Annotated in this window: 7 protein-coding genes; 2 read left to right on the top strand and 5 right to left on the bottom strand. The window is 43.8% G+C overall.

Features of this window, described 5'->3' with window-relative positions; all coding sequences use genetic code 11:
* Nucleotides 1-11: 11 nt before the first annotated feature.
* The 4 genes from DW083_RS11800 to DW083_RS11785 all read right to left on the bottom strand — a co-directional run bounded on the left by DW083_RS11800 (nucleotide 12) and on the right by DW083_RS11785 (nucleotide 6723).
* Nucleotides 12-3395, bottom strand: coding sequence for a TonB-dependent receptor (locus DW083_RS11800; RefSeq protein WP_122332492.1), 3384 nt, complete (start codon nucleotides 3393-3395; stop codon nucleotides 12-14).
* Between the two features lie 117 nt (nucleotides 3396-3512).
* On the bottom strand, nucleotides 3513-4442 hold the full coding sequence (locus DW083_RS11795; RefSeq protein ID WP_122332491.1) for a FecR family protein: 930 nt from the start codon (nucleotides 4440-4442) through the stop codon (nucleotides 3513-3515).
* Nucleotides 4443-5207: 765 nt separating this feature from the next.
* On the bottom strand, nucleotides 5208-5780 hold the full coding sequence (locus tag DW083_RS11790; RefSeq protein WP_122332490.1) for an RNA polymerase sigma-70 factor: 573 nt from the start codon (nucleotides 5778-5780) through the stop codon (nucleotides 5208-5210).
* 307 nt (nucleotides 5781-6087) lie between these two features.
* Nucleotides 6088-6723 (bottom strand): SagB/ThcOx family dehydrogenase, encoded by a 636-nt coding sequence (locus DW083_RS11785; protein WP_115501281.1) that lies wholly within the window; start codon nucleotides 6721-6723, stop codon nucleotides 6088-6090.
* 180 nt (nucleotides 6724-6903) lie between these two features.
* Between DW083_RS11785 and DW083_RS11780 the strand changes: the two genes are divergently transcribed.
* The gene (locus DW083_RS11780; protein ID WP_122332489.1) at nucleotides 6904-9468 is read left to right on the top strand and encodes an outer membrane beta-barrel family protein; all 2565 of its coding nucleotides are present in this window, start codon (nucleotides 6904-6906) and stop codon (nucleotides 9466-9468) included.
* A gap of 166 nt (nucleotides 9469-9634) precedes the next feature.
* Nucleotides 9635-11671 (top strand): glycoside hydrolase family 2 TIM barrel-domain containing protein, encoded by a 2037-nt coding sequence (locus DW083_RS11775; protein ID WP_122332488.1) that lies wholly within the window; start codon nucleotides 9635-9637, stop codon nucleotides 11669-11671.
* 54 nt (nucleotides 11672-11725) lie between these two features.
* On the opposite strand, the gene DW083_RS11770 is transcribed toward DW083_RS11775, so the two are convergent.
* Entirely contained in the window at nucleotides 11726-13303 is a 1578-nt protein-coding gene (locus tag DW083_RS11770; protein ID WP_122332487.1) for a sulfatase, read from the bottom strand.
* Nucleotides 13304-13307 lie beyond the last annotated feature (4 nt).

The following is a 13307-nucleotide window of genomic DNA, read 5'->3' as shown; positions in this document are numbered from 1 at the left end:
TGTTTCTTCTTTTAGAATGTTAGATTAACACCGAAATTAAATGTTTTCATTTGAGGATAGTAACGGAACATACCTTCTTTGTTTTCCGGGTCCATATACTTCATCATGCCGGTACGACCGGTAAAAGTCGCCGTATTGAAGCTGTTCACATATACGCGCAATTTTTCGATCCCGGCTCTTTGCATCCATCTTTTCGGGAAGGTGTAACCGATCTCGACAGTCTTCAGACGCAAATAGTTCGCTTTCTGCTTTGTCCAGGTGTTGTTTCCGGAATTGGAAGAGAAACCGGTCGGGCGAAGTGCCGGCATAAAGCCCGGGATCCATTCGCTGAACATATCCGACGGATCTTCTCTATGCCAACGGTCCAACCAAATTGTGCTACCGTTACCAAGACCTTGCTGGATAAACGGAGACATAAAGTCACCGGATGTGAATACTTCATGTCCTGCTCCACCCTGGAAGAAGAGGGTTACATCGAAACCTTTATATTCTCCATACAGGTTCAAGCCGTAATAGATACGGGGAGTATTTCCGTGTCCGATCGGCTGGTCGTCTTTTCCATCGATGATACCGTCGTGGTTCCAGTCTTCAAACTTCAAGTCACCCGGCATCAATGATTTATTACCATTGTTATCCTGGATCGGTGAGTTCAGGATCTCTTCATAACTCTGGAACTGCCCGACACAAACTTTACCCCACTGGATGTCTTTATAACGGTCATTGCTGTTATTTCTCCAGTCATCATACATGTTGGCGGAAGCAGCACGTTCTACATGTTCGTTATAAATACGGGTAGTAGAGAAGTTCCCCTTTACATCATAGGTAAAGTCACCTATTTTATGACGGTGCCCGATTACAACTTCAAATCCCTGGTTTTTGTCCGAGTTCAGGTTTTCAACCGGAAGTTCCTGGCCGAATGTTGTCGGCAATGTGAGCTGGCGCTTTGTCAAAAGGCCGGAACGTTTACGAACGAAATAATCAAATTCGACATTGATCAAGCCCGAAAGAATGGATGCTTCGAATCCGACGTTGGCAGTCTTGGATTCATACCAGGTCAGATCCAGGTTAGGCATACCTCTGTCTTTTGCCCCGTTTGTCAATCCGCCTGAACCCAGAACATAGTTTCCGGATGGATAGCGGTAACCTTGCAAATATTGGTAAGCTCTGTATTTGCCGTCTTTTTCATCATCATCAGTGTATCCGGTCACACCTTCGTCACCGACTTTACCGTATGATCCTCTGATCTTGAAGTTGTCGACCATCGGTAACGCTTCCTTGAAGAACGCTTCTTCGGAAACACGCCATCCCAAAGATACAGCCGGGAAGAATCCCCAACGGTTATCCGGTGCAAATTTGTAAGAACCATCGTAACGGAAACTTACTTCTGCCAGGTACTTATTGTCGTATGCGTAGTTGACACGGCCAACTAAACCGGCATGGGATGAAACACGGGCTGTACCGCCATTGTTCATGTTCGTCTTGTCTCCGGCATCGATTTGGTCGATGGCGCCCACCGTGAATTGGCGGTATGCACTTAATATGTCTGTACGGTCATTGTAGAATTCCCATAAAGCCAATGCTCCGATATCATGTTTACCGAATGAGTTATGGTAATTCAATGATATTTGCCCGTTCGGTCTGAAATAGTTGTCATTCTGAGTTGTCAACTCCGAAATGGTATGGCTACCGGACGCATTATATACATCGTTGATCGCATCGTAGGTATATTCATAATATTCTTTATACCATTTGCGGCTGTACTTGTTGTTATAGTCGTATGAGAATAAGGCCTTTGCAGATAAACCTTTTACCCAAGGCAGTTCCCAGTTCAAGGCGATAGACCCGTTAAACTCGCGGCGGTCCCGTCTGTCGTAACCTACATTGTCTATGTCGGATAGATGGACTGGGTTTCCTTTATCGCCCGGATTAGACCAATAATCCGGATTTCCGTTTGCATAGATAGGAAATACCGGTTTTGCCATCTGGATACTACGACTTAGCGGTTCAGCTTCGTACGGTTTCATACGTGTGTCCAGACGTCCGCTCAACTGCAGGTCAACGGTGAAACCTTTTACGATTTCAGCACTGATATTGGAACGAACGTTATACTTCTTGAAATTGAATGCTTTAGATTTGTAAATACCTTCCTGGTCTGTCAAACCTAATGAGAAGAAGTATTTTACTTTTTCAGCACCACCGGAAACACTCAGGTTGTGGTAGGTTGTCGGAGCCGTTTTACGGATCACTTCGTCATACCAGTCGGTTGTCCCGATACCTTGTTTAAACTTTGCCAGGTCGTCATCCGAATAAGGAGCCGGGATACCGATGTTTTGCTGTGCCTCGTTGTACAAGGTCGCATATTCGTATCCGTTATAATACTCCGGATAACGGGTGATGTTCTGTATGCCGACATATCCGTTGTAAGTGATTTTCGGTTTACCCAATTCACCTTTTTTTGTCGTGACAAGGATTACACCGTTCGCTCCCTTGAAACCGTAAACGGCTGCAGAAGCATCCTTCAAAATACTGATCGACTCGATATCGTTTGCGTCGATCTGCTTAAAATCACGTTCCACACCGTCGACGATTACCAATGCATTACCGTAACCACGAATATCGATGCTTGCATCGTCGTCACCCGGAGCACCGCTTCTCTGTACGGCACGAAGTCCCGGAAGCTTACCGGCAAGAGCATTACTAACGTTCGGTGTTTTGACAGAGGCAATGTCTTTCGATTGCAAGGAAGCCACTGATCCTGTTACGGATGCACGTTTCTGGACGCCGTAGCCGACAACGACAACTTCATCCAACGCTTGTGAATCTTCAGCTAATTTTACGTTAATTGTAGTTTTGTTGTTCACCGGTAACTCTTGGTCTTTATAGCCGATGTATGAAACAACCAACACTGCATTGGGAGCTACGTCCAATGAGAAATTACCGTTCATATCGGTAATCGTTCCGTTTGTAGTGCCTTTTTCTACAACATTGGCACCGGCAATAGGACCTAATTCATCTTCTACTACACCCTTTACCGTGTGTTTTGCTTGTTGTGGGCTTCCAGTCGTTCCGGCCGGTGAGAGGACAATGTACGATCCTTCGATTTTGAAAGAGACATTGTTGTCAAACAGGTTTTGCAATACTTCCTGTAAAGAAGTATTTTCGGCTTTCACTGAGACTTTTCGGTTAACATTTACGTTCTTGTTGTAAATGAACAGTAAATTAGTCTGGCTTTCAATGTCATTCAGGATGTTTTCCAGCCGGACGTTGTTTTTGTTGAGAGTGACACGTATGCTCTGCGAGCTTACTGTTTCCGCCTGTACGCACATGGCGCAGGAAAGGAAAAACAGGGATGTCATCTTCAAAATACGAGATACACAAATGATTCTTTTTTTCATATTTGTGATAGTTTGATAAATGATATTAGATTAATACTTCGTTTTTCACATTGGACATAATTTGCCCTTCACTTCTGATTCTTAACTATTCATAGGCTATTATTGATTTTATATAATTTATTGAATACGAATTTCATTTTTATTTTCTCGCTCAAATGTGAAATGAGCATCTTGTTGCAAGGCTCTCAACACCTCTTCAATCCCGTCGGATATGCGGAACTTTCCACTGCAGGCATAATTATCGAGCTTGTGATTGTCGATAATGATGCGGATACCGTAGTTCTTTTCGAGTTCCTTCATCAGATCCTTGAATTTGATATCCTTAAACGTGATAAGTCCCTCCTTCCAAGTGTAGGGATTGAAGTCGGTGATGGGAGTGACAGTCAGCTTACCATTACTTAGTCTGACTGCATTATTTGGTTCTAACACAACTGATTCGTTTGGTTGGGACTTGTCGGTGACTTTTACACTTCCCCGGATAAGGGAAGTCGTAAATTCATTTTCACTATAAGCCTCTACATTAAACTGTGTCCCTAATACTTCCACCTCGCAACGTCCGGTATTGACAATAAACTTTTTGTTTTTGTTTTTTGCCACGTCAAAAAAGGCTTCCCCTTTCAGGTGTACTTCTCTCCGGTCGCCGTTGAACGAAGCCGGATAGGAGAACTCGGACCGGGCGTTGAGCCAGATATGGGTTCCGTCTGCCAGAGTCAGTTCAACCCGTTGTCCGGCAGGTACTTTTATCGTGTTGAGTGCTATTTCCTGCCGGGTGTTCTTATTTAACAGCACCGGTACATTATATAACAGGAACAGAGCCATGATAGCGGCTGCAACACTTCCTGTCCATTTCCAGAGGGAGACGGATCGTTTGCGGGCCTGTTTTTTTATTGTTTGCAAATCGTTCAGCTGAAGCGCGTCAAACAGTGTACGTTCCTTATAGAATAGCTTTCTGTTTTCAGCCGATTCGCTCACCCATTGGCGGATCACGGTCAGTTCCTTATCTGTAGCCTGTCCGCCAAACATTTTATGTAGTAACTTCTGTTCCATTTTTTTCCGTTTCTATTAGTAAGGGCGAACGGGAAAGGAAATACCCTAAAGGAATGAATGATTTTTTTTTAAATATCTATAAAATAATGTGCCAATGAGGGAGTGTGCCAATATGCCAATGAGAAGAAAAACTGGACCTTCTGCAAAAAAAATATTACAATAACCCCCTTTTTGACCGTTTTTCTATTTCGTCCGAAATCTTGATCGATTTTGGATTGACTCTTTTTCTGTTTTTAATCACCTTTACTGACAACAGATGAAGCGAGGTGCGCAGGCAGTCTGAAAAACCGTACAATTAGATTGCTGGAAACCGGAAACGCCGTCAAAGTGATAAAGCTTAACTCCCGGAGAATCGAATATTTGAAAATAAAACGGACGGCGTTCCGAATATCCCAAGGAAATTCAGGTGCTTTTTTGCCCTTTAGACGGTCCTCTTTCCAATTACGACCGTCCTAATCGCCATTACGACCGTCCTAATCTTCGCGAGGTGCCGAGTGCACTACACATTAGCACGGTCGCAATGGCAAAGAAGACGGTCGTAATTGCTGGAAACGTTCAAAAAAGAGGAAAAAGTCCCTTTTTGAGGTCAAAAAAGCGGATTAACATTTGTTTTGTTTCGGATGTCTTTCGGAACAGAAAAATACGTTTTATACAATAAGTCCCCCGGGATAGTTGAAAGTTAAGAGTTGAAAATTGAAAGTTATAGGAGGGAGTATTTGGTAAGAAAAGATTTACTTGCAAGAAAAACTGAACTTCTCCAAACAATCATTCATAGAAGAAATCAAAGAGGAGCAGGAGGTAGGGGAGGTAGTCTTTTAGTTCTTTACGTAATACATTTAGTGCCTTACTGATATGGAACTCGACGCTTTTCACGGAAAGATTGGTTTCCTGAGCAATTGTTTGGTAGTTTTTCCCTTCGTAGCGGCTCATGATGAAGATCCGGCTGGATTTTTCCGGTAACTTGGCAAGGGCTTGGTTAATAAGACCTTGTATTTCATTGCTAAGTAATGTTTCCGGTTCGCATGCTTCCAAACTGGAGATACGCATCTGTAACTCCCATTCTTTGTTGGATAATAAATTTTCTGCAATATTGTTCCAGGTACGTTCGCGTTGAAGATAGTCCAGGCATTTGTTTTTTAGAGTGACTAATATATATAAAGGAATATCTTTGACATCTTGTAACCGGTTCCGGTTTTCCCAATAATATATCAGGCTTTCGGTAACCAAGTCTTCTGCTGCTTCACGATTATATGTATAAGAATAGGCAAACCGAATATAGCGTTCACGGTGAGTGATAAAAATGTTATTGAATAATTTTATGTCTGTATTCTCATCCATGATATACTGTTAGAATGGGTATAGTCCTAAGAGAACTATGAACTTCAAATGTATGAATTTATTCTCAAATAGCTTAAATAAACTATCAGAAATTGATTATTTAGTGACAATGAAGCACTTTAGACGGTAAAGAAACAAAAAATTATTGTTATTTCAATTTTATAAGCATTTTACCTCTATATTGATGACTGAAATAATCCACTGATTATCATTCAGATATGAAAATGTGGCCATAGTTCTCTTAGAACTATGGCTTTTTTAATGATGGCTGTATAAGCTGTTTTTCAACCGCTTTATGATTTGCGGATTACTTTTTCGGGTACCCTACCGGATTGTTCATAATCGGTAATTGACTTTCAGTTAATTTTAGGATTTGTTTTAATGCCGCTTGGTCCATAGAGGCACGCGGGACAGTTGCTAACCCGGTGGCTGCACAGAAGATGTTGATATTCTGGCAAACTGTGCCTGCATCGACTGCTGCCATCAGTTTTACCTGATCTGTTACGCTGCCGAAACGGGAAAGGTCGGATACCAGAACCAGGCTGACCGGGGCTGATTTGACAAAATCTTGTCCGCCTGCGACCGCTGCACGGTGATCGCCTGCCGCAACAGGTTGAAGGCTGTTATCTTTGGCATCATACAAGTAAGCACCCTCTTTCATGATAACATAGACATCGATATCCTGTTTGTTCAAGGCAGAAGGAGCCGTACGCTTGCCGTCCGGACGGTTGATGCCGTTTGCCGCCCATAATAAATCGGATAAATCCTGTAGGCTGAGTTCTTTAACTGCAAATTCGCGGTCGGAGTGACGATCGGATAATGCTTTCATGACAGATGTTCCCCGGGTTTTGTCCGGCGTGTTTAATTTAACTGCTTTCATATTTTGTGCATACATGGTGACAAGCAGCAGTGATGCTGCAATTGTGAATAATAATTTTCTCATAAACTTGTTCTTTTTATTAATGGTTTCTACAAAAATAAGTGAAATTCGCAAGAATCGAACACCAAAATACATCTTTTACAATTCTTTAAAGCGTAAAAGTACGAGTGGTTCGTAGATAAAGTTACATTTGCAACTGTTTTTAATTTGTTTAAATCGATAATATCTAAATTCTCAAGTTTAATGAAAGAAAAACTACTCTACTTTGTGTTGATACTATTTGTGTCTACATCTGTGTTTGCGCAAAACAATAGTGGATCAACCGCCTCTTTTACGATAAAAGGGCAAGTAGTCGACTCTTTATCAAACGAGTCCGTTCCTTATGCCACATTGAGGATTGCGTTAGCTTCCGCTCCGCAAAATCCTGTAAAATTGTTGGCTTGTGATGATGATGGTAAGTTCAATGCAACGATGAACAAACCGGGTAAGTATATTATGACGATGGAGTCGTTAGGCAAACTCCCTGCCCAAAAAGCGTTTACATTGTCGGAAAATAAGAAAGTCCTTGATTTTGGGAAACTGTTCATGCATGACAACACGCAGCAACTGAACGAGGTTACCGTAACAGCCCAAAAGCCGTTGGTCAAGGTCGAAGTAGACAAACTGACTTATAGCCTGGAAGACGACCCGGAGGCAAAGACCAGCAATGCGCTGGAAATGTTCCGTAAGGTCCCGATGGTCACGGTCGACGGTGAAGATAAAATCCAGCTGAAAGGTTCTTCCAATTATAAAATCTATATGAATGGCAAGCCTTCAAACTTGTTGAGTGGAGAAAACGCTTCTGATGTATTGAAGAGTATGCCGGCAAGTTCAATTAAGAATATCGAGGTAATTACTGACCCCGGATCTAAATATGATGCGGAAGGTGTCGGTGGTATCATTAATATCATTACGACAAAGAATGCTTTGCAAGGATATACGGGTACGGTTCGTGCCAATGCCAGTACGATGGGCAGCTTCGGTGGTGGCGCATACATCTCGATGAAAGCCGGAAAGTTTGGTGTTACTGCTAATTATGGTTATAACCATCGTAATTCTCCTTGGAATGATACTTATTCGGTACGGGACGAACAAGAAATGCAATATCAGCAAGGTGAACAGACCTTTACCCGGCCGTCTTCCTTGTTAAACGAACATGGACGGAGCAAAAACAAAGGTCCGTTCCAGTACGGTTATCTGGAAGGCAGTTACGAGATCGATACATTGAACTTGTTGAGTGTTGGGATCAATCTCTTTCGTGGAAATTCCAATAATCTTTCCGAACTGGAAGCAGACAAGATAAACCGGACGGATTTGATGCCGGATGGAACGCCTTCGCAGATGTATTCCTATAAACGTTATTCAGATTCAGAGGGTACGTTCGGTTCGACGGATGTCAATGTGGATTATCAGCATTCAACCAGTAAGAAAGACGAATTGCTGACTTTGTCGTACCGCTTCAGCCAGTCGCCTAACGACAGTGAAGGTAATTCCCGGTTGGAGAATTTAGTTGGTGACTATGAAGTGGCTTACCGTTATCCGAATAGAAATACGAATGATGCTTCGACAACCGAACATACCGGACAGGTCGATTATACGACTCCTTTGTTTAAAGACCAGACTTTTGAAGCCGGTGTGAAATATATCAACCGGCAGAGTAAAAGTAATACGATCGAAGAGGTTTTACGGAATAACGAGTGGGTCGACATTTCGCAAAATAATAGCGACTTCCAGCATACCCAGCATATTTACTCTGCTTACTTAGGTTATCTGATTAAGTTGAATAAGTTTGGATTCAAAGCGGGAGTACGTGGTGAAGGCACAAGCCTGAGTGCGAAGTTCAAGAAGGTACCGGATGAGAATTTCAGTACAAACTATTTTGATGTCGTACCGAATGCCACATTGACCTATCAGTTGGATATGTCTTCCCAGTTGCGTTTAGGGTATAATATGCGTATCCAGCGTCCGGGAATCTGGTATCTGAATCCGTATTTGAATAATATAGACCCGCAGCGTATTTCTCAGGGTAATCCGAATCTGGAATCGGAAAAGAGTAATAATGTAAACTTGAACTTTAGCAAGTTTGCACAGAAATTCAGCATTAATGCAAGTATAAGCTATACATTCGTCAATAATGCGATTGAAAGATATACGATAATCGCTAACTTCCCGGAATCGAATCCGCTTTCCCAATATAACGGAGCTTCTTATAGCACCTATGGGAATATGGGTAAACGCCAGCAAGTAGGATTATTTTTATATGGAAGCTGGAATCCTGTACCCTTGTTCCGAATCTATATGAACGGCGGATTCGACTATACGAATATCGACAGTAAGAAGGCTTTAGGATTGACAAAGGAAGGTGTAGCCGGACGAATCTTTGCCGGGACACAGTTTAATTTGCCAAAAGATTTCCGCATTAATTTGAATGGTGGTTATTTCAGCCCGTGGATTCAGTTGCAGAGTAAACAGTCTCCTTTCTATTTTGCCGGTTTGAACGTTAGTAAAGATTTCTTGAAAAAGAAACTGTCGGTTTCACTTGGCGCACAAAATCCGTTCTGGAAAACCATGAAGATGGAATCAACGACGAAGGGTGAAGGTTTCCACGATGTTTCCACAACTTGGCGCCACGCCCGTGAGTTCCGTTTGAGCGTTTCTTACCGTTTCGGTACGATGAAAGGCCAGATTAAGAAAGTTCGTCGCGGTATCAGTAATGACGATACGAAGAGCGGTGAAGGCAATTCAGGTGGTGGAGAACAAGCGATGTAATTTTTAAAGCATTATCTATATCTAAGAACCAGCGGGGCATCCTCGCTGGTTTTTTTATTTAAAATTGCGGTTTCGGACAAATATACCCATCTAATTAGACAAATAGTGCCGGTATCAATACACGTAAACATTTACTTTTGAGCCATAAATTAAGAATTTTATAGACATGAAACACACGATCTTTAGTCTGATACTTCTTTTTATCAGTACTTCTGTATTTGCAGCTCGTAAGGAAATCCTGCTGAATGAGAACTGGATGTTCCGGTTTTCCCATCAGGTACAGTTTAAAAGCGAAGAACGGGTAAACTTGCCGCATACCTGGAACAGCGGGGATGCCCTTTCCGGAAAACAGGATTACTATCGCGGGATGGGTAACTATACGAAAACGCTTTTTGTAAAACCGGAATGGAAAGGCAAACGTCTTTTCCTGCGTTTCGAAGGGGTCAATACGGTTGCCAACGTCTTTATTAATGATGTCCATATCGGTGAACATCGCGGTGGATATGGCGCATTTGTCTTTGAAATCACGGATAAGGTAAAGTATGATGCTGACAACCGGATTCTTGTAAAGGTGAATAACGCGTTGCAGCAGGATATTATGCCGCTGGTCGGTGACTTTAACTTTTATGGGGGTATCTACCGGGATGTAAATTTGATTATTACCGATCCGGTTAATATCTCATTGACAGACTATGCTTCTCCCGGTGTCTATCTGATCCAGAATAAAGTGACAAAGGAACAGGCCGATGTTCGGGCCAAAGTGCTCGTGTCCAACGGTAGCGCGACAGCTCAGCCAGTGCAGGTCGATGTGAAAATCTGGGAAGGCGATAAAATGGTTCAGCAACAGGATATAAAGGTGACTGTGGATGCCAACGACTGGACGACGACGGGTATGGATCTGACCATCCGGAATCCCCGTCTGTGGAATGGCCGTCAGGATCCGTTTATCTATAAGGCTGAAATTTCTCTCTTGTCCGGCGGAAAGGTAATCGACCGGATTGTCCAGCCATTGGGTTTGCGTTTCTATCACGTGGATGCGGAAAAAGGTTTCTTCCTGAATGGCGAACATCTGAAACTGAAGGGCGTATGCCGCCATCAGGATCGCGCGGAAAGAGGAAATGCTCTTTATAAGATGCATCACGATGAAGACGCGGCTATCATGGCTGAGATGGGAACGAATGCCGTCCGTCTGGCTCACTATCCGCAAGCTACTTATTTTTATGACCTGATGGATAAATACGGTATCGTGACCTGGGCGGAGATACCGCAGATCGGACCGGGCGGATACCAGGACCAGGGTTATATCAACCAACCATCTTTCCGCGAAAACGGCAAGGAGCAGCTGAAGGAATTGATCCGCCAGCATTATAACCATCCGTCTATCTGCTTCTGGGGATTATTTAACGAATTGAAAACAATCGGCGATAACCCGACTGAATATATCGAAGAACTGAATGAGCTGGCACATAAGGAAGATCCGACCCGCCTGACTACATCGGCCAGCTTCCTTTCTTATGATGATGCGATCAGTAAAGTGACCGACGTGATTGCCTGGAACCAGTATTTCGGCTGGTATGGCGGTTCACCGTCCGACATGGGAAAATGGTTGGATGCCAACCATAAGGCGCATCCGGAATATAAAATAGCGATCAGCGAATATGGTGCGGGTGCAAGCATCTATCACCAGCAGGACTCTGTAAAGAGGGGCATTGCAGCCGGTTGGTGGCATCCGGAAAACTACCAGACTTATTATCATATCGGAAACTGGAAGGCTTTGGCCGAACGTCCGTTTGTCTGGGGATCTTTCATCTGGAACCTGTTTGATTTTGGTGCGGCCCATCGTACGGAAGGCGATCGTCCCGGAATCAATGATAAGGGATTAGTCACTTTCGACCGTAAAGTGAAAAAGGATGCTTTCTATTTCTATAAAGCGAACTGGAATAAGGAGGACGCGTTTGTCTATATTACCAACCGCCGCCATCGCGACCGCTCTCTGGCTGTAACGGATATTATGATTTTCTCCAATCAGCCGGAAGTCGAGTTGTTTGTAAACGGAAAAAGTATCGGCAAACAAAAACCGGATGATTATGCAACATTCGAATGGAAAGGCGTCAACCTGCAGGAAGGTGAAAACACCATAGAAGCGCGTTCAACACAAAAGAAGAACAGCGTAAGCGATCAAGTAACCTGGACCGTAAAATAATAATAGTTAGAATGTGGGAAGAGGATGCTTTTGGCATCCTCTTTTTTTGTCTTCCTAATAAGGAATCAGGTCATTCAGTATCTTTTCTCTATACCATGGATCGTCCGCTTCTTTCAAAAGGGGAACCATCAGCCGGCTTAATTCTGCTACGGTTTCTTTATTTTCCTGCCAGGGAAGGTTGTGCATTTGATACGGATCTTTTTCGTCATCAAACAATAGGACTTCTTTTAGTTCTTTTGTTTGACGGTCAATCGTGAGAGACATCGTGTACCGGTGTGTCTTGATCCCTCTGGCAACCGGGAAATAAGAAATGACTTTTCCGTCAGCATCTTTATCTCCATCTACATTTTTAATATACAAGGCACCTTCTCGCAATGGAACGGATAGGTCTTCCCCTGTAAAACGTCCTGCGTAGTTCCGCCCTTCCACCTCTGCCGGAATTTGTTTTGCCAGGCCGCAAAGCCCGAGGATAGTCGGCATAATATCGGGAGAGGACAGCAGGAGTTCGCTTTCGATCCGAGGCGTAACTTTCCCCTGAAAACGAACCATGAACGGAACATTCATGCTTTCTGCATAAGGAGAATTTTTCGGATCGTCCGTATTTTGGCTGCACATCGTTTCTCCATGATCGGAAGAGAAGATGACAATCGTATTTTTATCCAATCCCTGCTTTTTGAGTTCTTCCAATATGCGTCCGAAAGCACGGTCCACACCTGTAACCGAAGCGAAATAATAACGGACGGAGGGTGCTTTTTTCATTTCCCGGTTGGCGTTCGGCCGGATCAGCAGACTGTCTAAAGGCTGGTCTTTATACAAGTTATAGTCTTCTTCCATGCAATCTTCCAATGAAGCATACGGACTATGGGGAGGATTGAAGCTGACCATCATAAAGAACGGCTTTTTAGGGTCTCTGACATTTCCTTCATTCCGGAGGTATGCGATCGCTTTGTCCGCCTCGTGCTGGGGCGACCATTCGTTGATCTCATGCTTTACGCCCTCGGTATCCCAATAGTGCGGGTGTTTATGTACATCGTATGTCCCGTACGAATACCAATAGTCGAAGCCGTGTCGCCGTTCTGCCGGTGTATAAGCATCCCATGCCGGGACGCGGTCTTCTACAAATTTTCCGGGACGTTCCGGGTCATTAGGTGTCGGACAGTCAACATGCAGTTTGCCGATATAGGCGCAACTATACCCCGCTTGGCTAAACACATCGCCGATGCAGGTTGCATCTTCGCGCAAGGAACTGATCGGCCGGTTGGAATTGCAGTTTAACGGCACACCGCTATGCTCCGGGTACATACCCGTCAACAAGATTCCCCGATGAGGGCTGCTAAGCGGGCAATTACTCATTGCCGAAGTGAGCACGACCGCTTCTCTGGCGAACCTGTTCAGGTTGGGCGTGTGCACCGGGTCTCCCTCAAAATTCACCGCTTCCCTGAATCCCGTCTCCCGCCAGAACCCCATCGCATGGTTACGCATCTGGTCGGGGAAGATGTAGATGACGTTAGGGGTACTCGATAAATCCTGGGTGGTAACGGGTTTTTCTTTACATCCCTGAAGGGAGAAAAGAAGGATACCCCCTAAAAGATATACCATATCATGGTTGGAATGATTGAGTTGTCTATACATATGT

The organism is Parabacteroides sp. AF48-14, from assembly GCF_003477465.1.
GTDB lineage: Bacteria > Bacteroidota > Bacteroidia > Bacteroidales > Tannerellaceae > Parabacteroides > Parabacteroides acidifaciens.
This window is presented reverse-complemented; position numbering and strand designations above follow the sequence as displayed.

What these genes read in the sequence shown, in the direction of transcription:
- DW083_RS11800 (WP_122332492.1), bottom strand. Translation starts at nt 3,395, where the DNA reads ATGAAAAAAAGAATCATTTGTGTATCTCGTATTTTGAAGATGACATCC.
- DW083_RS11795 (WP_122332491.1), bottom strand. Translation starts at nt 4,442, where the DNA reads ATGGAACAGAAGTTACTACATAAAATGTTTGGCGGACAGGCTACAGAT.
- DW083_RS11790 (WP_122332490.1), bottom strand. Translation starts at nt 5,780, where the DNA reads ATGGATGAGAATACAGACATAAAATTATTCAATAACATTTTTATCACT.
- DW083_RS11785 (WP_115501281.1), bottom strand. Translation starts at nt 6,723, where the DNA reads ATGAGAAAATTATTATTCACAATTGCAGCATCACTGCTGCTTGTCACC.
- DW083_RS11780 (WP_122332489.1), top strand. Translation starts at nt 6,904, where the DNA reads ATGAAAGAAAAACTACTCTACTTTGTGTTGATACTATTTGTGTCTACA.
- DW083_RS11775 (WP_122332488.1), top strand. Translation starts at nt 9,635, where the DNA reads ATGAAACACACGATCTTTAGTCTGATACTTCTTTTTATCAGTACTTCT.
- DW083_RS11770 (WP_122332487.1), bottom strand. Translation starts at nt 13,303, where the DNA reads ATGTATAGACAACTCAATCATTCCAACCATGATATGGTATATCTTTTA.